Below are 23,537 nucleotides of genomic sequence, written 5' to 3' on the forward strand. Positions count from 1 at the left end.
CGCGCAAATTCCTCCGCGGCAGGGCGACCAACTCCCTCTGATATCGTTCAGATTTCTGTTGTTCGCCGACCCCGCCGCCTCTACCATTCGCCCGCAAGGCAAGCGTGGTGATCAACTGCACGAGAGGGAGGTTGCGATGAGCCGTACCCGTGCATTGTTGCTGGTCGCGTGCGTGCTGGTGCCGCAGCTTCTGGTGCTGGCGGGATCGGGCCATGCCCAGGGCATCCCGCAAAACATTCCCCGGCGCGAGCTTTTGATCCTGGAGAACCCGGAAGGAACCATCAAGAACGCGGGCTGGTTCAACATCTGGGCGATCAATGCCGGCTCGCAGTCCAATGGGCTGCAGCAGGTCGCGCTCGACACGCTCTGGTACATCGATCCCGAAAGCGGCCTCGACGGGGTCTGGGACAATTCGCTCGCCGCCGACAAGCCGCAATACAATGCCGATTTCACCGAGATGACTGCAAAGCTGCGCCAGGGCATCTTCTGGAGCGACGGGGTCGAGTTCACCGCCGACGACGTCGTCGCGACGGTGACGACCCAGATCAAGAATCCTGCGATGCGTTTCAGCGCAGTGCTCGCGAGCAATGTCGCATCCGTCACTGCGCCCGATCCCACCACGGTGGTGTTCAAGCTCAAGAAGCCGAACTCGCGCTTCCACGCCAACTTCACGGTGCGCTGGGGCGCGGTGTGGATCTTGCCCAAGCACGTCTTCGAGAAGGTCGAGGATCCCGCAAAGTTCGATTTCAACAAGCCGGTCTCGCTCAGTGCCTATGTGCTGTCGAGCTACGATCCTGATGGCAAATGGTACATCTGGCAGCTCCGCGACGACTGGCAGCGCTCGTCGCTCGGCCGCTTCGGCAAGCCCGGACCAAAATATCTCGCCTATGTCGATCCCGGCCCGCCGGACAAGCGGGTGATCGCGCAGCTCAACCACGAGCTCGACGTCGTCCACGACATCGCGCCCGAGGGCATGTTTGCGCTCGCCAAGCAGAGCAAGGCGACGCGGGCCTGGTTCAAGGGTTTTCCGTACGGCCATCCGGACCCGACGCTACCCGCGGTGATCTTCAATACGCAAAACGAGCTGTTCAAAAATCCCGACGTGCGCTGGGCGCTGGCGCTGCTGATCGACATCAAGGCGGTGTCGATGGCGGCTTACCGCGGCGCTGCCACCATCTCGGCGATCGGCGTGCCGCCGACCGGCACCCATCCGGCAACCTATCACCAGCCGATGGAGGCATGGCTGAGGGAGTTTGAGCTCGACACCGGCAAGCGCAAGATCAAGCCGTACGATCCCACGGTCGGCAAGCAGATCGCCGACATGCTGCGGCCGTCGATGGGCGAGCAGATCCCGTCCGATCCCGCCGACATCGCCCGCGCCTTCGGCATGGGCTGGTGGAAGGCCGATCCGCAAGGAGCGCAGGAGCTGTTGGAGAAGGCCGGCTTTGCCAAGCGCGGCGGCGCCTGGACCACGCCGGACGGCAAGCCGTTCACCGTTCGCGTCATGGTCGAAGGCGATCTGCGCCCGGTGATGACGCGCGCCGGCACCATGATCGTGCAGCAATGGAAGCAGGCCGGCATCGATGCCAGGATCGACGTGGCGCAGGGCACGCTGCCGACCCGCCGCGCCGCCGGCGATTTCGACAGCTTCATCGGCTGGAGCGTCGAGACTTTTGGCGGCCACCAGGATCTGTCCTATTTCCTCGACAGTTGGCACTCGCAATTCGTCGCCGCGCCCGGCAAGGTACAGCCGCTGCGCAACTGGCAGCGTTGGTCTAGCCCCGCGCTCGATGGGATCATCGAGCAGATCCGCACCGTCGGCTTCGACGATCCCCGGTCGATCGAGCTCGGCAAGGACTACGTCAAGCTTGCGGTGAAGGAGATGCCGACCATCCCGCTGATGGCCTACAACGTCTTCACCGCCATGGACCAGACCTACTGGACGGGATTTCCGACCTCGGACAACCCCTACGCCAATCCGGTCCCGAATTGGGGGAATTCGCGTTACATGTTCGTCAAGCTCAAGCCGGCCGGTTAGCGCGCGGTGGGGAAGAGGCGATACCTCGCTTATGCGATCCGGCGGCTGGCGCAGTTCGCGCTCGTGGTCTTCATCGGCGTCAACCTCGCCTATGTCATCACCCACGCCACGCCGATCGATCCGGTCGAGCAGTCGATCTCGGCGGTCACCTACTATGGCAACACCGCGCCTGCCGCGATCGAGCAGATGCGCAGCTCGCTGCGCGAGCTCTACGGCCTGTCCGGCTCGCCGGTCGAGCAGTATCTGGTGTTCTGGAAACGGATCTTGCGTGCTGATTTCGGTCCTTCGTTGTCGGCATTCCCAACCCCGGTTTCAACCCTGGTCACCCGGGCGCTGCCCTGGACGGTTGGCCTGCTCACGGTCTCGACCATCGTGGCCTGGGGGCTTGGAACGCTGCTCGGCGGTCTTGCCGGCTACGACCGGACCAATCGCGGGCTGAAGCTGATGGGCGTGGTCGCGATGGGGCTGCACCCGATTCCCTACTACATCCTGGCGCTGCTGCTGCTGATCGTGTTCGGCTTCCTCTGGCCGGTGCTTCCGATATCGGGCGGTTCGGCGATGAACCTGCCGCAGACGCTGAGCGTCGATTTCGTCCTCAGCGTCCTACTGCACGCCATCCTGCCCGCGCTCTCGCTGATCCTGATCGGCGTGGGGAGCTGGTTCTTGGGCATGCGCGCGCTGGTGTCGAACGTCGTGACCGAGGATTACGTCGTCTATGCCGAACTGGCGGGCGTCCAGCCCTGGCGCATCCTGTCGTCCTATGTGATGCGCAACGCGCTGGTGCCGCAGGTGACGGGGCTTGCCATCTCGCTCGGCGGCATCTTCAACGGCGCCGTGATCACCGAAAAGGTCTTTGGCTATCCCGGCCTCGGCTCGCTCCTGGTCGATGCGGTCTACGCCGGTGATTATGGCCTCGTGCTCGGCGTCACTACCGTCTCCATCCTCGGCGTCTCCGTCGCCGTGCTCGCAATCGATCTGCTGTACCCGCTGCTCGATCCCAGGGTGAAGGTGCGCTGATGACCGCAATCCTGCGCGATCTCTTGCGCCACAACGCCGAATTCCGGATCGGCGCCGTGCTCGTCGGCGCGGTGCTGCTGCTCTCGGTGCTGGCGAGTTTTTCGCCCTATCCGCCGCAGGACGTCTATGTGGTGCCGCCGGACCTGCCGCCGTCGCCGTCCCACTGGTTCGGCACCACGTCGCGCGGCCAGGACGTGTTCTGGCAGCTGAGTTTTGCCCTGCGCAACACGCTGCTGTTCGGATGCACCGTGGCCCTGATCAGCCGCCTGCTGGCGCTCGCGATCGGGCTCCTCAGCGGCTACAGCGGCGGCTGGATCGACCGCGCGCTGATGTCGGTCAACGACACCTTCATCGTCATTCCCCTGCTTCCGCTCCTCGTGCTGTTCTATTTCGTGATGCGCGACCGCATGTCCTGGCTGATGCTGGCGCTGATCATGGCCTGTCTCGGTTGGGCCTATGACGCGCGGCTGATCCGTTCGGTGGCCATGAGCTTGAAGAGCCGCGAATTCACCGAGACCAGCCTGTTCTCCGGCATGACCACGCGCGAGATTTTGGTGCAGGAGCATCTGCCTTACGTGCTGCCGATCGTCTTCTCGACGACCATGAACAACATGGTCTGGTCGATCGGGCTAGAGGTGACGCTGGCGGTGCTCGGCTTCACCGACATCAACACGCCGACCATCGGCGGCATGATCTATTGGGCCAATCAGCACACTGCGATGGTGGCAGGGGTCTGGTGGTGGATCGCCTTTCCGACCATCGCCGTGATCATGATTTTCATCGGGTTGTTCCTGCTGGCGGTGTCGATGAACGACTATATCGATCCGCGCAGCCGCCTCCGTAGCGTCGGAAGGGCGTCATGATGCACGCCAAGGCCGCGCAGGCGCAGATGGTGGGCGAGGTCGAGCCGATCCTGTCGGTCCGCGACCTCAGAGCGAGCTATCGGACCAGCCGTTTCGGGATCGAACGCGACGTGAGGGCGGTCGATGGCGTCAGCTTCACGGTGCGCCGCGGCGAGATTTACGGGCTCGCCGGCGAATCCTCTTCCGGCAAGACCACGCTGATCAAGGCGATCGCGGGCGCGGTCAAACCGCCGCTGGAGGTCGTCTCCGGCAGCGTGGATTTCGCATTTTTGCCCGGCTATGGCGGGCTGCATCGTGCGCCGCCGGCGGAGGTGGCGCGGATTCGCTGGCGGCACTTGTCCTACGTCATGCAGGGCTCGATGAGCGTGCTCAATCCGGTGCGCCGGATCCGCGCGTCCTTCTACGACTTCGCCTATCCGCATGTCGGCGGAAGCCGGGCGCAGTTCGAGCAGCAGGTCATCGCGCATCTGGCGCGGGTCAGGCTGGACTCGTCGGTGCTGGCGGCCTATCCGCACGAACTCTCCGGCGGGATGCGTCAACGCGCCACGCTCGCGCTTGCCACCATCTGCCGCCCCGATTTCATCATCGCCGACGAGCCCACGACTGCGCTCGACGTCGTGGTGCAGAAGGAGGTGCTCGGCATGATCACGGACCTACAGCGCGAGATCGGCGCCTCGGTCCTGTTCGTGACCCACGACATGAGCGTCCACGCCCACGTGGCCGATCGCCTCGGCATCATGTATGCCGGCCGGCTCATCGAGGAGGCCGCGACCGCGGAGATCTTTCGCAATCCGCTGCACCCCTATACCAGGCACCTCATTTCGAGCCTGCCCCGAATCGGCGATGATCGGCCCCGTCAGGGACTGGAGGGCGCGCCTCCCAATCTCGCCGACCCGCCTGCGGGATGCCGCTTTCATCCGCGCTGTCCGTTGGCGATGGAGGTCTGCAGCCGCGAGGTCCCCGCCATGATCGAGGCCGCGCCGGCGCATCGTGTGGCGTGCTTTGCGGTCAACCGGAGCGATCGGGCATGAGCGACGTCCTGCTCGATGTTTCAGAGGTCAGCAAGACCTTCGTTCGGGGAGGATTGCTGTCGGGCAGGCGCATTGCGGCCGTCAGGGATGTGAGTTTTCGGCTCGACGCACGGCGGCCGGAGATTTTGGCTGTTATCGGCGAAACCGGCAGCGGCAAGACGACGCTCGCGCGGATGATTTTGAATATCGAGACGCCGACCAGCGGCAGGCTGCTGTTCGACGGCGTCGACCTGGCGACGATCCGAACCGGTGCGCGCCGGCTGGCGTTCATGCACGACGTGCAGCCGATCTTTCAGAATCCGTTCGAAGCCTTCAATCCGCTGAAGCGGCTTGAGCGCTATCTGTTCATGACGCAGCGCCGGTTCGTGGCGTCCACCACTCAGGTTGCGCCCGAGACGGCCGTCGACGAGGCGCTGCGCAAGGTCGGGCTTTCGCTGAAGGAGGTCAGGCATCGCTATCCGCACGAATTGTCCGGCGGGCAGCTCCAGCGGGTCGCGATCGCCCGTGCACTGCTGTCCAATCCCAGGCTGATCGTGGCCGACGAGCCGGTGTCCATGATCGATGCGTCGCTCCGCATCTCCATCGTCAATCTGTTCAAAGCGCTGCGCGACGACCTCGGCATCTCCATTATCTATGTGACGCACGATCTGGCTACCGCCTATTATGTCGCCGACCGCATCATGATCATGCAGAATGGGAGCGTCGTCGAAAGCGGCGATGCCAAAACGATTTTGACTGCACCGCAGCAACCTTATTCCCGTCAGTTGCGCGACGCCGTGCTATTGCCCGATGTCGCGAACCGCGCCGCGTCCGTTTGATCCATTTCACCAGCCCGAGGGCGTCAGAGAGAAGCGCATGAGAAAAGCCAACGTTCTGATGGACCGCGACTTTGCCATCGGGCAAACCGATCCCCGTCTGTTCGGCGCGTTCGTCGAGCATCTCGGTCGCTGCGTGTATGGCGGCATCTTTGAGCCCGGCCATCCCACGGCGGACGAAAAGGGGTTTCGCCGGGATGTGCTGGCGCTGGTGAAGGAGCTCGGCCCGACCATCATCCGCTACCCCGGCGGCAATTTTGTCTCCGGCTATAATTGGGAGGATGGCGTCGGCCCGGTGGAGAAACGCCCGGCGCGTCTCGACCTCGCATGGTTCAGCACCGAACCGAACAGCTTTGGCACCAACGAGTTCATGGACTGGTGCAAGACCGCCGCGGTCGAACCGATGCTGGCGGTCAACCTCGGCACAAGGGGCGGCGACGCTGCGCGCAACCTGGTGGAGTACTGCAACCACCCCAGCGGATCCGCCTGGTCGGATCTTCGCCGCGCACACGGCTGGGAGCAGCCGCACGGGGTGAAGTTCTGGTGCCTGGGCAACGAAATGGATGGCCCCTGGCAGATGGAGTACAAGAGCGCCGATGCCTACGGCACGGTGGCGCGCGAAGCCGCCAAAATGATGCGTTGGATCGATCCATCCATCGAGCTTGCAGCTTGCGGTTCGTCGGGGCGTAACATGCCGACGTTCGGCCAGTGGGAAGACACCGTGATCGAGCACACCTTCGATCATGCCGAATACATTTCGCTCCATACCTATCTCAACAACTACAAGCAGGACACGCCGTCCTTCCTCGCCAGCCCCGATCTGATGGATCGCTTCATCGACGAGGTCGTCGCCATTGCGGATGCGGTGGCCGCGAAGCGGCGTTCCCACAGGCGCATGATGCTGAGCTTCGATGAATGGAACGTCTGGTATCGAACCCGGCGCAACCGGGCCGATCGGGTCTGGGAGGGCTGGCCGGTGGCGCCGTCGATCCTGGAGGAAATCTACACCATGGAGGATGCGCTCGCCTTCGGCGGCGCCTGCATTTCCCTGCTCAATCATGCCGATCGGGTGAGAACCGCCTGCCTCGCGCAGCTCGTCAATGCGATTGCGCCGATCATGACGGAGACGGGCGGAGCCGCATGGCGCCAGACCATCTTCTTCCCGTTTGCCCAGATGAGCCGCCTCGGCCGCGGCAAGGTTTTGCGCACGCAGGTCGAGTCGGATGCTTACGATTCGTCCTACTATGATCCGCGCGGCGAGCAGCAATCGATGTTTCCGATTCCCAACGTCGCCTATCTCAAGATCGCGGCCGTCGCGGGAGAAGGGGGCGGTCTGTCGCTCTTCATGCTCAACCGCGACCTGATGCAGGAGATGGAGGTGAACCTCGAGGCGCGGAGTTTTGGCCGGCTCACCGTCGGCGAAGCGCTCGAATTGCGGCACGACGATCTCAAGGCCACAAACACCAAGACTACGCCGGAGCGGGTGAAGCCGGCGCCGTTGCAGGGCGCGAGCGTCGATGGCGGAAAGCTGCGGGTTACGCTGAAGCCGGCGTCCTGGAACGTGATCCATCTGTCGGCGGGCTGACGGAAGGCGGCGCGGATCAGCTCGGACTGTCCTGATTGGTCCTTGAGCCGAGGACTTGCCGAACCAAGCGTGACATTTCTGCGGGGCGATAGGGCTTGTTGAGCAAGGTCACGCCGGGTTCGATGCGACCGTTCTGCGTCAAGGCGGCTTCCGGATAGCCGGACATATAGAGGACCGCCATGCCGGGCCGCAGTTGCGTGACGGCGTCGGCGAGTTCGCGTCCGTTCATGCCGCCGGGCATGACGACGTCGGTAAACAGCAGGTCGAACGCCAGGCCCTGGTTCACCAGGGTCAGCGCTTCGGGACCGTTGCCGGCGCTGATCGTGCGATAGCCGAGGCCTTCGAGCTGCGTCACCACGTAACTGCGCACCAGCGGGTCGTCTTCAACGACCAAAATGGTCTCGTTACCGCGCTGCGGGCCGCCGGCAGCGGGCATGTTCGGCAGGGCCGCACCCCGCTCGCCGCGCGGTAGATACAGGCTGATGGTCGTGCCCCGTCCTTCCTCGCTGTCGATCTTGATGTGACCGCCGGACTGCTTGACGAAGCCGTAGACCATGCTCAATCCGAGCCCGGTGCCTTTGCCAAGCTCCTTGGTCGTGAAGAACGGCTCGAACACCTTGTCGCGGATTGCCACCGGGATGCCCGACCCGGTGTCGCTGACGGTGACCATGATGTAGTCGCCGGGAATGCCTTCCACGCCCGTCTCGGACATCGGCGGCTTGAAGCCCACCACATTGACGGTGCCGAACGTGACCCTGCCGCCGGCCGGCATCGCATCGCGGGCGTTGACGGCAAGATTGATCAGGGCAGTCGAGAGTTGACTCGGGTCGATCAGCGCGCGCCAGCAATCTGCTTGCAGCCTCGAGCCGATCGCGACCTGTTCGCCCAGCGTCGGCCGCAACAGCTTGGCCGTGTCGACGATCAGGTTGTTGATGTCGGTCACACTCGGTTGCAGCGGCTGCCTGCGGGCGAACGCCAGGAGCTGCCTGGTCAGATCGGCGCCGCGGTTTGCCGCCTCGTCGATCATGCGGCCGATGGCCGCGAGCTCGGGCTGGTCGGCAAGACCCTCGATCAAAATCTCGATGGTTCCCGTGATCACGGTCAGCAGGTTGTTGAAGTCATGGGCAACGCCGCCGGTCAACTGGCCGATCGCGTCCATCTTTTGCGACTGGCGCAATTGCTGCTCGAGTCGCAGGCGGTGGGTGATGTCGCGCACGATGACGATGACGAGCTCCTGACCGCCGGTCGAGACGCGCGCCGCCGATATCTCAGCGTCGAGGCCAATGCCGTCGGCCCCGGCCAGGCGGAGCTGGACCAAGCCGGTCGAGCCGGGCGCGAGCAGGCTGTCCAGCTCGTGCGTATCAGCGGGATCCGCAACGGATCGCAACGGCTGCCCAACGATGTCCTCGCGGTGCCGCCCGAGCATGACGGCGGCCGTGCGGTTCGCTTCGATCACGAGACCGCTTTGATCGAGCACCAAAATGGCGTCGTGGGCCTGCTCCATCAGCAGGCGGGATTTCTCTTCCGCCTGCTTTCGCGCGGTGAGATCGAGCACAAAGGAAATGCTTTCGTCGGATCCCGTCAGCAAGGCCGAGCCGATCAGCACCGGAATCCGGCTGCCGTCCTTTCTGAAGAACTCCTTCTCGCGCGGCTCGAGCTGTCCTGACACTCGGAGCTGATCGACCCGTTGCGCATCGTGCGCGTGATGTTCTACGGGCGTCATGTCCCGCCAACCGACGGCGCCCGAGACCAGCTCCTGCCGCGTATAGCCGGTCATGCTCAGGAAAGCGTCGTTGGCGTAGCTGATGTCGCCATGGGCATCCCAGAACAGGATTCCGATGATGTTGGAATCGACGAGCCGCCCGATACGGGCTTCACGTTCCCTGAGGTCGCGGTAGAGCAGGGTGTTCTCGAGCGAGATCGCGGCCTGAGCTGCGAGCAGCTCCAGCACCGCGACCCTGTCAGGCGTGAACGCGTGGGTGGCGAGCGTATTCTCGAAGTAGAGCAAGCCGATCAGCTTGGCCTGCTTGACCAGCGGTAGGCAAAGGATCGATCGCGGATGCCGGCGCTGCAAATAGTCCTCGTCGCACAGCGGACTGGGTCGCGATGCGTCGTCGAGGATGAGGGTTTTTTCCGTGCGGATGACATAGCGCAGCAACGCCTCGGGACAATCGGGACCGGAGACCGGTGCCTGGTGCATCACTACGGTGAATTCGTCGCCGCTCGACGTTCCCTCCGCCTCGATGCGGAAATCGTTGTGCCGTGACAGGATCAGCAGGCCGCGATCTGCGCCGGCGTTTTGCAGCGCGATCTTCATCAAGGTTTCGATGAGCCTCGGCAGCTCGATCTCGCTCGATACGGCTTGCGATGCCTTGACTACCGCGGTGACGTCCATCTGCTGGACCGACTCGCTCGCCTTGCCGATCGCGCCGCCGCCGTCTTCCGCCACATGCAGCCGCGGATAAAGCCGTTCGAGCTGCCTCACCTTGGCGTCCGCCCCCCAGCGAAGATAGCCGTAGCGGGCATCGCGCAGATAGGCGTAGGCGATCTTCTCGAACCCGCGCGTTGCGTAGAAGCGGCCGGCAAGTTCGTTGGCGATTGCTTCGTTCTGGACAAAACCGCTTGCGCGCGCCGCGTCGATGGCGCGGTCGTAGAGCCGCATGGCATCGAGTTCTCGACTTTCGATGCGCGCGATTTCCGCGCCGATCAGCGCGGCACGGTCGGCAAAGTCCTCCGGACAGATGTTGGCCCACTCTTGAAGCTGGCTGTGATGGGCTGCCAAGGCTGCGGGATGTGAGGTGCGCTCTGCAGCAGATTCTGCATCAATGTGTGCGGCCAGAGCCAGCGCGGCATAGAAATGGAACGCCACCCGATCGAACAGAGCCTTGGAGGTCCAGAGATATTGCGCCGCCTTGGCTGCGGATGCGATGGCGGTGGGGTCATCGGCGAGGACCAAGGCCTGAAGCTTGCGAATCCAGTACCAGTGGGCGGCATGCAACAGATGCGGCTCGGTCTCCAGACGGCGCTCGAACTGCTCCTCGTTGAATTCGGCGTCGTCGAAGCTGCCGAATCTGGGCGTCAGTCCGCGCAGAGTCCGGATGAGTTGGAGTTGCCCGACGATCCTGTCGACGGCGAGGCCGACCTGCGCCCGGCGCGCATAGTCGAGCCCGGCCTCTGCCTCGCGCTGCACTTCGCCGAGCGGATCGCCGCAGGCAAGCAGATGCGTTACGAGGTGATGATAGGTAAAGCTGGCGTAGTTGAAATCGCCGACCTGCTGCGCCACGTCGAAGGCCTTCCGCAACAACGGTCGTCCGGCCCGGATATGTTGCGTCCAGCTCCCGTAGCCCAGATAGACGCGGGCCTTGAAGCGATCCGAGTCGAGCCGTTCAACCAGGTCGAGACCGAGCTGGGTGAAACGAAATCCGGCGTCATAGTCGCCGAAATCCGGCCCGAGCACGGTGCCGAGCAGAATGTAGGCGAGGCACGACGCATCCGAGTTGCCATACTCCATGCTCAGATTGGCCATGCGTGCGATGATGAGGCGGCGCAGATTCTCTTCGATGTACCAGGCGGGCGACACCAGCACGGTGAGGACGTCCATGGTCCCCGATGCGACCGGATCGGCCATCCGCGGCAGGTCCAGCAGCGCCTCGATCGGGCGCTCGCCGATCTGCCGCCACATCCGCTCATATTCCTGCGCGACCTCTTCGGACGTCGGTCGCGCCGACCAATCGATGCCGACGCGATGCAGATAATTGAGCGCGATTTCGACGTCGCGGTCGTTCGGCTCCATCTGCAGCCGGGTGACCGCGGCCAGATCGGGGAGGCTGGCGGCACGGCCCGCCAGTTCGGCGAGGCGAAATTTTGCCGCCGCCCGATCGCTGGTCAGGAATTCGCACTCGGCGCGGTTCAACGCCAGCGCGAAGCTCAGCGCATAGTGCCGCTCCCAACGATCTTCCGCCAGCATGGCTTCGCCTGCGCTGAAATGGGCCAGCGCCATCGCAAAAGCCGTCGCGGCCTTGGCGCGTCGGCCGGCGAGCAGATTCAGCTCGGCCACCTTCTCGCGCTCCGTCGCCGCGGTAATGAGATCGGCGCCGCGATTGAGCTGGCTCACGATGTCGAAGACGTTCTCCTCGATCGCCTCCGGCGCCGTGCGCGCCGCAAACAGTCGGCCGATCCGCAAATGGGCTGCGCCCCGTTCGCCCTCGGGGATCAGCGCGTAGGCCGCTTCCTGGAAGCGATCGTGGACGAACCGATAAGCGTCCGCCTGGGGCTCGACCAGTTCCTGACGGACGGCCGGCCACAGATCCGAATGCACCTGCTTTTCGGATGTCCCTAGAACGATCGCCAGCATCGCTGTCTCGGCGACGCTTCCGAGGCAGGACATCTGCTGGAGTGCGGTCTGCGTCGTGGCCGGCAGCCGGGTGAGTTTCCCGAGCATGAGGTCGATCACGTTTTCGGTGTAGCGCTTGGCGTTGATGCGATCGAGATCCCAGGACCAGCGCGCTGCGTCATGGTCGAAGGTGAGCAATCCCTCGTCCGCTAGCGAGAACATGAACTGAATGGCGAAGAAGGGATTGCCACCGGTCTTATCGAGCACGAGCTGGGCGAGCAGCTCGACGCGCTCCGGATCGCAACGTAACGCCTCCGCAAGCAGCTGCCCGAGATGCTCCCGGCCGAGCGGCGCAAGCGTGATCTCTGTGAGAGTTTCGCCAGCGGTCTTGACGGCACCGAGCATGCGTATCAAGGGATGAGCGGCATCGACCTCGTTGTCGCGATAGGCGCCGATCAGCATCAGGTGCTTCGGATCCGACCGGGTCAGGAGATCCTCGAGCAGATCGAGCGTCGCCGTGTCGAGCCATTGCAGATCGTCGAGAAAGAGCACAAGCGGATGTTCGGGGCGGGCAAACACGCTGACGAACCGCTCAAACGCGTGGTGAAAGCGGCTCTGCGCGTGCTGCGGCGAAAGCTCCGGAACCGGTCCCTGTTCGCCGATGATCAGCTTCAGCTCGGGGATCAGGTCGACGATCAACTGTCCGTTTGGACCGAGCGCCTCGAGAAAATCGTGGCGCCATCCGCCGAGCTCGGTGTCGCTCTTGGCGAGAAGCGGTGAAACGAGGCTCTGGAAGGCCTGGCAGAGCGTCGCATAGGGAACGTCGCGCTTGTGCTGATCGAACTTGCCCGACGCGAACAACCCGCGCAACGGCACCAGCACCTTGTGCAGTTCGTTGACGACCGAGGATTTGCCGATGCCGGAGTAACCCGAAACCAGCACAAGCTCCGCTGCGCCGCGCGTGCCGATGCGATCGAATGAATTGAGCAGGCTTTCGACCTCGCGCGCCCTGCCGTACAGCTTCTCGGGGATCAGCAACCGGTCCGGCGTGTCGTGCTGACCGAGCGGGAAATCGTCGATGCGGCCGTGATGCTCCCATTCAGCCAGGCAATGCCGGAGGTCCCGCTCGGCGCCCGCTGCAGTTTGGTAACGCTCCTCGGCCATCTTCGCGAGCAGCTTCATGATGACCTGGGACACCGCGTCCGGGACATTCTTCAGCCGGGTGGCCGGCGGTGCCGGCTTCCTGGCGACATGACAATGCACCCATTCCATCGGGTCGGACGCGGTGAATGGAAGCGCGCCGGTGAGCATCTGGTAGAGCGTGACGCCGAGCGCGTAGAGGTCGCTTCGCGAGTCGATCGAACGGTTCATGCGTCCGGTCTGCTCGGGTGCCATGTAGGCAAGGGTGCCGGCAATCGACTCCGGCGGCGCGGGGGACTGCCGTTCGCGCGGACGGCGCGAGGCGAAGCCGAAGCCGGTGAGCCGCACCTTTCCGGTGCCACGGTTGACCAGGATGTTCGCCGGCTTGATGTCCTTATGCACGAGGCCGCGCTGATGGACCTTGCCCAGCGTTGCCGCGATCTCGATGGCAAGGCGCAAGAAGGCTGCCGCCTCCATCGGCGCGCCGATCTGCCAGGTGAGCGGCTCGCCGCCGAGGTCCTCGAGCACGAGAATGGTCCGTGTGCGATCCTGCAGGAGCTCCAGCGGCTTCGCCGCCCAGGCGCTGTCCAGCTCGTCCCTCAGCTCATATTCGTGCATGAGGCGATCGAGGCTTTGCGGTGTGGGATGCTCCGTAGCTGAAAGCACGGCCAGCACGACGTCGCGCTTGCTGTCGGCACCTTCACGGCCGGCCCGGCACAACAGAATCCCTTCGTCGTCGGCCAAGACCTGCGGACCGTAGGCCCAACCTGCGCCCATGAACGATGAAAGATTCATTCGGACAAACCATGCCGCTGCCTGACTCCGATCCCGAGCCGAAAGTGGCTCGCCAGATCGGCCCCGAACTCAACGAGAGAGGCAGGACACGCGTGCGATGCGCGACTTACTGGCCCCAAGCCCTCACGCCCTTATTCCGACGCCATGCTTCGAGTGTTCCGCCAGGCGCGCTCGCAATCTATCATTAAAAACGCATAAGTCCCTTATCCACGCTTATATGACTCGGCCGACATTCGTCAACTTGCTGCATTTGCGAAGCTTTTACCGAAGCGCTAGCCCGGCCCACCCAGCACGCAGCAGGCGAGCACTCTCATCCAGCAACTTGGCCGGGAAGTTCGAAAGCGCGGGGAGTTTGTGCCTCGACAAAGAGCTTGCGGAGCGATGGAGCGATTGTGTTTCCTCAACAGGAATATCTCAGATGCCGATCGAGGCCGACGATTTGGTGGAGGAGGTGATGAGGAGCCGCCCGACGACGATCCGCGTCTTCCTCGACTTCAAGATGAATTGCGTCGGCTGTCCGATTGCCTGCTTCCACACGGTGAACGATAGCTGCATCGAGCATGGCGTCGATCGGAGCGAGTTTCTCGGGGCGCTGCGACAGGCCGAGAGCGCTCTCTAGGTCAGCATCCCCGACACGAACGTCACGCAAGAGGAAACTCCGCGGCGATGGATGACCGACAGGCGGTCAACAGGATCAGACATCGAGCGGACGACGCGCCTTGCGATCCGGGAAGACAGGAACGCGCTCGTGGTCTACGATGTCGGAACCCTCTCTGAGTGAAGCGCGTTCCGATCTTGCGCTTCGCAAGAGAACGACGCTCGAACGAGATCCCGCCTTCCGATGCCACCTGTCATTGAGCAAACCGGCGCTGCATCACGGGTCGCCCTGCTGCTCGCCGCTCATGGCGAGCGACGCCCGGACGCTGACAACGGTGGCGTCTTTCGCATCGCTCAAGCACTCGCCGGTCGCGGCTTGGAGGTCGCTGTCGGTTTCATCTCGGGCGCGCCAACGATCAGGGAGGCGCTGCAAACGCTGGTTGCCGACCGCGTCCTGGTTTACCCGCTGTTCGCGTCCAATGGTTATTTCACCCGGGATCGGCTGGTGCAGATCCTCGACGAGGCCAACGATGCCGGTCGCAGCGTCGAGATGCTGACGCCGCTCGGGCTCGATCCGGGCTTGCCCAGCGTCGTGATGCAGCAGGCAAGGGGCGCGGCGCAAGAGCACGGACTGGCGCCGGGCGCCTGCACGATGATCCTGCTGGCGCATGGCTCGCAGCGCAACCCGGCCTCTCGCCAATCCACCGAGGAGTTGGCGCGTGCGATCGAACGGCACGGCGTCTTCCGCAAGGTCGAGGTCGCCTTCCTGGAGGAGCAGCCCTCGCTGGATGACGCGGCCGCCGCTGTCGCGGGGCCTGGCGTCGTCGTCGGGGTGTTCTCCGGCGAGGGCCTGCATGGGGCAAGGGATGCGCCGGGCTTGGTCGCGCGGCTCGGCCGCAGCGAAATCGTGTTTGCCGGCATCATGGGAACTGCTCCCGGCATCGCCGAACTGGTGGCGCAAGCGGTCGCCGCGCGGCAGGCGACCTGACGCCGTCAGGGGCCGGTTGCGGCAGTCCCCCAGGCTTGCGCCGGCGCCGACACGTTTGCGATGTCGAGCAGGTTGATCGCGCGACAGGCAATCTGGTCGACGACCTCCGCGAGCGATTGCGGCTTCAGGTAAAAGGCCGGCAGCGGCGGCGCGACGATTGCGCCGGTTTCGGTCACCTGTTGCATGGCCCTGATATGGCCGAGATGCAGCGGGCTCTCGCGCACCAGAAGCACCAGGCGTCGCCGTTCCTTGAGCTGCACGTCGGCGGCGCGCACCAGGAGATTGTCGAGCTGCCCGTAGGCGATGGCCGACAGGGTGCGGACGGAGCAGGGCGCCACGATCATCCCTCGTATCGGAAACGAGCCGCTGGCGATGCTGGCGCCGATATCGGAATGGCCGTGGTGGCGGAACGCGAGGTCGCGCAGGCGCAGCAGCGCGCCGGAACCGACTTCCTCGCTCAGCGTGCGCTCCGCAGCCGGAGAGACCACGAGATGGACCGCGCAGCACGGATTCTCCGCCAGCCGTTCGACGATCCGCACGCCGATCGCCGCGCCCGAAGCGCCGCTGATGCCGACGATGACGCCCTGCCGCTCGCTCATGCCGGCTCGCGTGCTGAGCCCGTGAGGCCGAGGCGCGACCACATCGCGTCGATCCGCCCGATCACGGTCGGATCCATGGCGAGCGGCTCACCCCAGAGCCGTTCCGTCTCCGGCGCGATCTTGCTGGTGGCGTCGATGCCGAGCTTGCCGCCGAGCCCGGATTTCGGGGAGGCGAAGTCGAGATAGTCGATCGGCGTGTCCGTAAGCGTCACCAGATCGCGCGAACTGTCGCTGCGGGTCGAGACCGCCCACATCACGGCGCGCCAGTCGCGGATGTCGATGTCGTCGTCGACCACGATCAGGAGTTTTGTGTAGCTGAACTGCGGCAGCATCGACCACAGGCCGAGCATCAGCCGCCGCGCCTGGCCGGGATATCGCTTCTTGATCGACGCAATCGCGATCCTGTAGGAGCAGGCCTCCGGCGGAAGATGGCAGTCGACCACTTCAGGAAATTGCTGCCGGATCAGCGGCACGAACAGCCGGTTCATCGCTTCGCCGATCCGCGACGGCTCGTCCGGCGGTCGGCCGGTGAAGGTCGAGAGATAGATCGGCTGGCGCCGGCTGGTTACGGCGGTGACGCGCAGCACCGGAAACGGCTCGACCGAATTGTAGTAGCCGGTGTGGTCGCCGTAAGGTCCCTCCGGTGCCGTCTCGGTCGCCGAGACAAAGCCCTCGATGACGATCTCGGCGTGGGCCGGAACGGCGAGCGGCACGGTGAGGCACGGCGTGAGGTCGGGGCGCTCGCCGCGCAGGATGCCGGCAAAGCGCAACTCGGAGATTGTCTCGGGAAGCGGCAGCACCGCGGCGAGGATGGTCGCGGGATCGGCGCCGATCACGATCGCGACCGGCATGTCGCGACCAAGCGCCTTCCACTGCTGATGATGGCGGGCGCCGCCGCGATGGGCGAGCCAGCGGATGATGGCCCGGTCGCGGCCGAGCACCTGCATCCGGTAGACGCCGACATTCTCCTCCTGGTCGGCGGTCGGCGAGTCCGGCGGGGCGGTGATGACCAGAGGCCAGGTGAAGAGCGGTGCCGGCTCGCCGGGCCAGCAGATCTGTGCCGGCAGCCGGCCAAGGTCGATGTCGTCGCCCATCGCGACGCAGTCCTGCACCGGCGCGGCAGCTCGTGTTCGCGGCCGGGTCGCAAGCGCCGCGCGTGCCAGCGGCAGCTTGTCCCAGGCCTCGCGGAGCCCGTGCGGCGGACGGGGCGCGCGCAGGTCCGCCATCAACGTGCCCAGCTCCTCGAGACGATCCGGCACGATGCCCATTCCCCACGCGATCCGCTCGACGGTGCCGAAGAGGTTGGTAAGGAGCGGCATGCCGGACGGTGTGCCGTCCGCCTTGATCGGCCGCTCGAACAATAGTGCAGGGCCATGCCCGGCGAGCATGCGGCGATGGATTTCGGTGATCTCGTGAACCACCGAGACCTCGTCCCGGATGCGTCGCAACTGCCCCTTGCCTTCGAGGAAGTGCAGGAAGTCGGATAGTTCCCGGAAGCGCGGGAGATCACGCTGCAATTGAACGGCTCCTCAAAAAAGGCAGAGCTAGCCGGGATGATCTTGGCCTTCATTGTTCCGGCTCAAATACAACCCCGTCGGATACGTCCAGATGTGGTCCCATGAGTGATCCGTCCGCCGCACAATCCGGCTCGTTACCCGTCGTCCCGCCGCTTCTCGCCGCTGCGATGCGGCCCCTGCCGCTGCTGCCCTTGCAGCTCATTCTCTCCGGCGTGCTGCAACGGATCTTGCGGCGCAATCCCGCCATCTTCGACCGGCTCGGGGAGCATTCGCGCGCGCGGTTCGGCATCGAGCCGACCGACCTGCCGTTTTTCTTCGTCGTCGAGGCGTCACCGCCGCGCCTCAGCGTGGTGCACGCCCTGCCGCGCGATCTGGATGCGCGCATCCGCACCTCGCTTGCCAATCTGCTGGCCCTGCTCGAGGGCAAGGTCGATGGCGACGCCTTGATGTTCTCGCGCGATCTCGTGATCGAGGGCGACGTCGAGGCGGTGCTGGCGTTGCGCAATGCGATCGACGACGCACAGCTCGACCTCGTCGAGGAGCTTTCCTCCCTGTTCGGACCACTCGGCGGTCCGGCCCGGCGCGCCCTTGCCATGGCACGCGCGCGCGTGCTCGGCGCGTCCCAACGGCACGGTGGATCTTGATCATGGAGCTGATCTGTCCCGCCGGAACGCCGGCCGCGTTGAAGAGCGCCATCGAAGCCGGAGCCGACGCGATCTATTGCGGCTTCAACGACGAAACCAACGCCCGCAACTTTCCCGGGTTGAACTTCAGCCGCGACGAGCTGCGCAAGGGGATCGCACTCGCTCACAGAAGCGGGGCGAAGGTGCTGGTCGCTATCAACACGTTTCCGCGTGCTGGAGGCGTCGACCTGTGGCACCGCGCCGTGGACGATGCGGTCGGCGCCGGGGCCGATGCGCTGATCCTCGCCGACATCGGTCTGATGGATTACACGGCAAGGCGCCATCCGGACCAGCGCCTGCACGTTTCGGTGCAGGCGGCGGCCGCAAACCCCGATGCCATCGCCTTCTATGTCGAAACGTTCGGGGCGCGCCGCGTCGTGCTGCCCCGCGTGCTGAGCGTGCCGGAGATTGCCGAGATCACGCGTGAGGCCGCCTGCGAGACCGAGGTCTTCGTGTTCGGCGGCCTCTGCGTGATGGCTGAGGGACGCTGCTCGCTGTCGTCCTATGCCACCGGCAAATCGCCCAACATGCAAGGGGTCTGCTCGCCGCCAAGCCACGTCGCCTACCAGCAGACGCCGCAGGGGACGAATTCGCGCCTTGGCGGCTTCACAATCAACCGGTTTGGACCCGACGAGCCCGCCGGCTATCCGACACTGTGCAAGGGACGCTTCTCGACTGAACTCGGCACCGGTTACATCTTCGAGGATCCCGTCAGTCTTGATGCCACGACGCTGCTCAAGGGCTTACGCGATGCCGGAGTCACTGCGCTCAAGATCGAGGGACGGCAGCGTGGACGGGCCTATGTCGACAGCGTGGTGCGCCATTTTCGCGGCGCCCTCGATGCGCTCGCAAGCGGGCGCGAGGCCGACATCGCAAGCCTAAAACCCTTCACCGAGGGCCAGGCGAGCACGGTCGGCGCCTATCGCAAGACGTGGAAGTGAAGTGACATGAGCAGCGCGTTTGCACGCGAGGACGGCCGGATGCAGCTCAGCCTTGGTCCGGTCCTCTACAACTGGACGCCGGACCGCTGGCGCGACTTCTACTTTGCGATTGCGGACGAAGCACCGGTCGACGTCGTCTCGGTCGGCGAGATCGTCTGCTCGAAGCGATCACCGTTCTTCGACGACCATCTGCCGGCCGTGATCGAGCGGCTGCGGAGTGCCGGCAAGCAGGTGTTGCTCGGCTCCCTGATCCTAGTGTCGCAGCGGCGCGAGCGGCGTCAGACCGAAGAGCTCGCGGCGGTGACGGACATGCTGGTCGAGGTCAACGATCTGACGTGCCTCCGGGCACTGGCCGGCCGCCGCCATGCGATCGGGCCCTTCGTCAACATCTATAATGAGTCCGCCGCGGCCTTTCACGCTGCGCACGGGGCTGCGCGCATCTGCCTGCCGCCGGAGTTGCCGCTGTCGTCGGTGGCAGCGATCGCGGCCGGGGTTCCCAATGTCGCAATCGAAGTGTTCGCGTTCGGCCGCGTGCCGCTCGCGATCTCTGCGCGCTGCTACCATGCGCGTGTGCACAAGCTCGCCAAGGACAATTGCCGCTTCGTCTGCGACAAAGATCCGGACGGGCTCGCGTTGAAGACACTGGAGCAGCAGGATTTTCTGGTGATCAACGGCGTCCAGACCCTGTCCTACGCCTGCACGAATCTTCTCGGCGACGCCGGTCGGCTGCGCGGGGCCGGGGTCGCGTCGCTCCGCCTGTCGCCGCAGGATTGCGACATGGTCGCCGTCGCAAAAGTCTTTCGCGGCGTGCTGGATGGCCGCGACGACGCCGAAGGCGGAAACCGGAGCCTGGCCGCGCTCTATCCGAACGCGCCGTTCTCGAACGGATTTTTGCACGGATCGGCCGGTGTCTCCTACGTGCCGTGACGCTGCAACCTGAAGGCTCGCTGCCGCGGCCAGCTTGAGCCACCGCACCGAAGTTTGCGTCCGGACAAAGATACCGGGCCGCTGTCGCTCCTATGTTTGAAGCCTGAGGGGTGCTTGGAGCGTGGCGGGCAGGAACCGGACAGATCATGATCGGCGGCAGCGTATCCAAATGGACCATGAGCTATTTTGCGATGGGCATCGCGTGGCTGTTCGCGGCCGAGGCGCTGATGATCGCGGGCTTTGGCTATCCGGCCGCCGATATCGCGGCGTCCGGGACGCTCGTGCTCGTCCACGTCGTCGCGATCGGCTGGCTCAGCATGTGCATTTGCGGTGCGTTGCTGCAATTCGTGCCTGTTCTGGTTGGCAAGGCCCTGTTCTCGGAGGCCGCCGCGCTTCCGGTGCTCGGCCTGCTCACCGCTGGATTGATCGCCCTGCTGCTCGGATTTCTGGCGCTGGGCGGGCGGCTTCCGCCCTGGCTCTGGCTGCTTCCGCTCGGCGCGACCCTGCTGGTCGCAGGCTTCGGCCTGTTCGCCGCAAACCTCGTTCTGACGATGTGGTATGCCCGTCCCTTGGCGGCTGCCGCACGCTTTGTCCTCGTTGGCCTGGCCGCACTCGGAGCGACGGCTGCCTTGGGCACGTCCTTCGCATGGGCGTTGGCAGGCTATGGCGGGTCGGTGCTCAATGCCGTGCTCGAAGCCGGTATTCCCTTGCACGCCATCGCCGGGCTCGGCGGCTGGCTGACGCTGACCGCGATGGGCGTGAGCTATCGCCTGCTCGCGATGTTCATGATGTCGCCCGACGTCGACAGCGGAAGAAGCCGCACGACTCTCCTCGTAGGAGCAGTGACGCTTGGCCTTGCCATTGCCGGCGGCCTCGCCGCGATCGCGATCCAGGCCGGGCTTGATCTGGTCTTCGTCCTGACAAGCATTTGTGGCGTTGCAACCGTCGCGCTGTATGGCAGGGACGTCGCCGATCTCTATCGCAAGCGCAAGCGGCGCGTGCTCGAGCTCAATACATCGATGGCCGTCTACGCCTTCACCAGCCTCGCGGCGTCGGTGGTGCTGGGGCTCGCGCTGGCGCTGCGCGGATCCTTTGCCGCTGATATCGGTGCGTTCGTCTTCCTCATCGGATTCGGTTGGTTGTCCGGGCTTGTGCTTGCAAAACTCTACAAGATCGTGGCCTTCCTGACCTGGCTCGAAACCTATGGTCCGGTGATGGGGCGGGTGCCGACGCCACGGGTTCAGGATCTGGTGGTTGAGCCGCGCGCGACGAAATGGTTCGCGGCCTATTTTGCTTCTGTCTGGCTCGCCACTGCCCTGCTGCTTGCCGGCCAGGCTCCGGCGTTTCGTGTCGCCGCGTTCGGCATGATGCTGGCGACGGCCGGGATCGTGCAGGAACTGCTGCGGACGCGGACGCTCGCCGACGTGACCACGAATGCGCGATTGCCGCAGGGCGCTAAACTGCCGCGCCTCCTGCATTCCTGAGAACAGGGAAGTCAAAGGAAAACGAAATGACCGAGTATCTCGACGTCGATGTCCGTCCCATCCTGCGCGCGGGCGGCGAACCATTCTCTGTCATCATGGCCGCCGTGGACAATATCGCGCCGGGGCAGGGCATCCGGCTCTTCGCGCCGTTCAAGCCGGTGCCGCTGTTCGGCGTGATGGCCGGCAAGGGGTTTGACCATTCCGAGACGGAGATCGGCGGCGGCGAATGGCAAGTCCTGTTCACGCCGATGGAAGCGCCACCGCCGGCTCCGGTACCGGCAGCGCAGGCGGGCGGCCAATGGCCCGAGCCAAAAATACGGCTCGACAACCGTGAACTCGATCCGCCGGAGCCGATGGTCAGGATTTTGGCCGCGGCCGAAACGCTTGGCCCCGGCGAGACGCTGAGCGCGCTTCTCGCGCGCGAACCGGTGTTCCTGTTTCCGCAACTGGAACGACGCGGGTTCAACTGGCTCGGAGGCTTCCTGCCCGACGGCGTGACCTACGAGCTGACGGTGAGGGCACCCTCATGACTCCTGACGTTGCACAGATCAGGGAAGCGCTGCGGGTCGTGATCGATCCCGAACTCGGCGTGAACATCGTCGACCTCGGGTTTGTCTATGACATCGCCGTCGCAGAGGGCGATGTGCGCATCACGATGACCGCTACCACCAAGGGATGCCCGGCCTCCGGCTTCCTCAAGGAGGGCGTCGCGCGCAGCGCCGCGCAAGTGGACGGGGTTCGTTCGGTCGATGTCGTCATGACGTTCGAGCCGGCCTGGGACCCGTCGATGATCTCGGCGGACGCGAGGGCAGGTCTCGGATTCGCATCCGTCCACTAAAGCGCGATGGCTTTAGGTTGAATTTCCATCGCGCTTTAGCTCTTTTTTGGCACGATCTTTTCGGAAAACCGCTGCACACTTTTCCGGATCGTGCTCTAGCCGCTTCGTGCAGGCTATCGCGCGAGGACCGCGACCTCGCCCTGGGCATCCATGGCAGGCGCGAGGCTCACATTCTCTACGCACGGAGCGTGGATCACGAAGCCGCCCTTGCCGTGGCGCTTGGCCTCGTACAGGGCGCGGTCGGCTGCGCTGAGCAGCTCGTCGGCCGTGACCCCGTCGCGCGGCGCAGCCGCGATACCGATGCTGACGCCGATCCGCGCAGCGGGCGCGAACGCGAACGGCTCGGAGACACGTGAGATCACCCGCCGGGCGATCGACACCGCTTCATCGTCGGTGAGATCTGGCAGCAGGATGACGAACTCGTCGCCGCCGAGACGGCATGCGAAGTCGACCTCGCGAACGCTCGCGCGCAGACGCTCCGCCACCGCGACGAGGACGGCGTCGCCCGTCGCATGTCCAAATCCGTCGTTCACGGCCTTGAAGCCGTCGAGGTCGAGACAGAACACGGTGAGCTTCGACTTCGGCGACGTCGTATCGGGAGCAGGGCCGGCAAGCAGCTCGCCGAACAGCTTCAGGTTCTGGGCGCGGTTGGGAAGCCCGGTGAGCAGGTCGTGATGCGCCATCTGGCGATTGCTGAGCTCGGAGCGGTGCAGGTCGAGCAGGACTTTATGATTCTCCAGCAGCAGGAAGATCATGCCGACGGTGTAGAGCGGCGTCTGGACACCGACGAGAAACATATAGGGGATCGGCGACAGGATCGTCGCGACCGCAAACGGCAGCGTCAGGATGCAGATCAGCAGCGCACCGTAGCGCGGCGTACCGGCGTTGCGCGAGGAGATGCCGCCGACCAGATTGGCGATGCCGATGCCGGCAAGCAGGATCAGCGGCAGCACGCCAGAGGTGACGCATTTAAAACAGCCCGCGGAAATCAGGATGGCCGAGGCGAGCCCCGCCCAGATCGGCGCAATCGTCGTTCCTGTCAGCTGCGCGGCTTTCGCCTTCGCAACGTCCTTCATCATCAGATAGACCCTTGTGATGCCCAGGAGCACTTCGGCCGCGAGCCAGGCATAGGCCCATTGGGCTCCCGTCAATGCAACCGCAATCGTTGCCGTGAGCAGGGAGGCGAATATCGCGACCGCGAGCGTCTTGGTCTTGCTCGCGCGCTGATGCAGCAGATCCTTGCGTATTTCGTCCGGCTCCGGATGCGTGCCGGCGAGAAGCCAGTCGACGCAGGCGCGCATATGCGATCTCGGCCGCCGTGGTTGCGCGGCGCAAATGGAGGTGGC

The 23,537-nt window shown here is 64.7% G+C and carries 18 protein-coding genes; 14 read left to right on the top strand and 4 right to left on the bottom strand.

What is annotated here, in order from left to right; genetic code table 11:
* Window positions 1–136 precede the first annotated feature (136 nt).
* Genes KUF59_RS13745 through arfA form a run of 6 tightly spaced genes read left to right on the top strand, consistent with a single transcriptional unit; the run spans window position 137 to window position 7,349 of the window.
* Complete coding sequence (locus tag KUF59_RS13745; RefSeq protein WP_212461666.1) at window positions 137–2,038, top strand: ABC transporter substrate-binding protein; 1,902 nt, start codon at window positions 137–139, stop codon at window positions 2,036–2,038.
* Window positions 2,039–2,044: 6 nt separating this feature from the next.
* Window positions 2,045–3,055, top strand: coding sequence for an ABC transporter permease (locus KUF59_RS13750; RefSeq protein ID WP_212461667.1), 1,011 nt, complete (start codon window positions 2,045–2,047; stop codon window positions 3,053–3,055).
* Complete coding sequence (locus KUF59_RS13755) at window positions 3,055–3,918, top strand: ABC transporter permease (protein ID WP_212461668.1); 864 nt, start codon at window positions 3,055–3,057, stop codon at window positions 3,916–3,918. Before KUF59_RS13750 ends, KUF59_RS13755 begins: the two co-directional genes overlap by 1 nt.
* Complete coding sequence (locus KUF59_RS13760; RefSeq protein WP_249140734.1) at window positions 3,918–4,949, top strand: ABC transporter ATP-binding protein; 1,032 nt, start codon at window positions 3,918–3,920, stop codon at window positions 4,947–4,949. The genes KUF59_RS13755 and KUF59_RS13760 overlap by 1 nt, the downstream gene beginning before the upstream one ends.
* Window positions 4,946–5,767 carry an ABC transporter ATP-binding protein gene (locus KUF59_RS13765; RefSeq protein WP_212461669.1) on the top strand — a complete coding sequence of 274 codons (822 nt, stop codon included), beginning with the start codon at window positions 4,946–4,948 and terminating at the stop codon, window positions 5,765–5,767. Before KUF59_RS13760 ends, KUF59_RS13765 begins: the two co-directional genes overlap by 4 nt.
* 37 nt (window positions 5,768–5,804) lie before the next feature.
* The gene (gene arfA / locus KUF59_RS13770; protein ID WP_212461670.1) at window positions 5,805–7,349 is read left to right on the top strand and encodes an arabinosylfuranosidase ArfA; all 1,545 of its coding nucleotides are present in this window, start codon (window positions 5,805–5,807) and stop codon (window positions 7,347–7,349) included.
* A 16-nt stretch (window positions 7,350–7,365) separates the two neighbouring features.
* Here the strand turns inward: arfA and KUF59_RS13775 are convergent, their stop codons facing one another.
* Complete coding sequence (locus KUF59_RS13775) at window positions 7,366–13,617, bottom strand: AAA family ATPase (RefSeq protein ID WP_212461671.1); 6,252 nt, start codon at window positions 13,615–13,617, stop codon at window positions 7,366–7,368.
* Window positions 13,618–14,035: 418 nt separating this feature from the next.
* Here KUF59_RS13775 and KUF59_RS13780 point away from each other — a divergent pair, with 418 nt between their 5' ends.
* Together KUF59_RS13780 and KUF59_RS13785 are read left to right on the top strand one after the other, a co-directional pair.
* Entirely contained in the window at window positions 14,036–14,236 is a 201-nt protein-coding gene (locus KUF59_RS13780; RefSeq protein WP_212461672.1) for a DUF1858 domain-containing protein, read from the top strand.
* A gap of 222 nt (window positions 14,237–14,458) precedes the next feature.
* Window positions 14,459–15,202 (top strand): CbiX/SirB N-terminal domain-containing protein, encoded by a 744-nt coding sequence (locus KUF59_RS13785; protein ID WP_212461673.1) that lies wholly within the window; start codon window positions 14,459–14,461, stop codon window positions 15,200–15,202.
* A gap of 5 nt (window positions 15,203–15,207) precedes the next feature.
* Here KUF59_RS13785 and KUF59_RS13790 read toward each other — a convergent pair whose 3' ends face one another.
* Entirely contained in the window at window positions 15,208–15,801 is a 594-nt protein-coding gene (locus KUF59_RS13790) for a UbiX family flavin prenyltransferase (RefSeq protein ID WP_212461674.1), read from the bottom strand.
* The gene (locus KUF59_RS13795) at window positions 15,798–17,318 is read right to left on the bottom strand and encodes a UbiD family decarboxylase (RefSeq protein ID WP_212461675.1); all 1,521 of its coding nucleotides are present in this window, start codon (window positions 17,316–17,318) and stop codon (window positions 15,798–15,800) included. The genes KUF59_RS13790 and KUF59_RS13795 overlap by 4 nt, the downstream gene beginning before the upstream one ends.
* 101 nt (window positions 17,319–17,419) lie before the next feature.
* Here KUF59_RS13795 and ubiT point away from each other — a divergent pair, with 101 nt between their 5' ends.
* From ubiT to KUF59_RS13825, 6 genes are all read left to right on the top strand, one after another.
* Window positions 17,420–17,962, top strand: a complete 543-nt coding sequence (gene ubiT, locus KUF59_RS13800; protein ID WP_212461676.1) for a ubiquinone anaerobic biosynthesis accessory factor UbiT — start codon at window positions 17,420–17,422, stop codon at window positions 17,960–17,962.
* Between the two features lie 2 nt (window positions 17,963–17,964).
* Window positions 17,965–18,942: a ubiquinone anaerobic biosynthesis protein UbiU gene (gene ubiU / locus KUF59_RS13805; RefSeq protein WP_212461677.1), complete on the top strand. Its 978-nt coding sequence runs from the start codon at window positions 17,965–17,967 to the stop codon at window positions 18,940–18,942.
* 39 nt (window positions 18,943–18,981) lie between these two features.
* The gene (ubiV, locus tag KUF59_RS13810) at window positions 18,982–19,869 is read left to right on the top strand and encodes a ubiquinone anaerobic biosynthesis protein UbiV (protein WP_212461753.1); all 888 of its coding nucleotides are present in this window, start codon (window positions 18,982–18,984) and stop codon (window positions 19,867–19,869) included.
* A gap of 146 nt (window positions 19,870–20,015) precedes the next feature.
* Complete coding sequence (locus KUF59_RS13815) at window positions 20,016–21,353, top strand: hypothetical protein (RefSeq protein WP_258769559.1); 1,338 nt, start codon at window positions 20,016–20,018, stop codon at window positions 21,351–21,353.
* A gap of 26 nt (window positions 21,354–21,379) precedes the next feature.
* Window positions 21,380–21,883 carry a DUF2249 domain-containing protein gene (locus tag KUF59_RS13820; protein ID WP_212461679.1) on the top strand — a complete coding sequence of 168 codons (504 nt, stop codon included), beginning with the start codon at window positions 21,380–21,382 and terminating at the stop codon, window positions 21,881–21,883.
* Window positions 21,880–22,191, top strand: a complete 312-nt coding sequence (locus KUF59_RS13825) for a metal-sulfur cluster assembly factor (protein ID WP_212461680.1) — start codon at window positions 21,880–21,882, stop codon at window positions 22,189–22,191. Before KUF59_RS13820 ends, KUF59_RS13825 begins: the two co-directional genes overlap by 4 nt.
* Before the next feature lie 113 nt (window positions 22,192–22,304).
* On the opposite strand, the gene KUF59_RS13830 is transcribed toward KUF59_RS13825, so the two are convergent.
* Window positions 22,305–23,492, bottom strand: a complete 1,188-nt coding sequence (locus KUF59_RS13830; RefSeq protein ID WP_212461681.1) for a GGDEF domain-containing protein — start codon at window positions 23,490–23,492, stop codon at window positions 22,305–22,307.
* Window positions 23,493–23,537 lie beyond the last annotated feature (45 nt).

This window comes from Bradyrhizobium arachidis (assembly GCF_024758505.1).
GTDB classification, from domain to species: Bacteria; Pseudomonadota; Alphaproteobacteria; order Rhizobiales; family Xanthobacteraceae; genus Bradyrhizobium; species Bradyrhizobium manausense_C.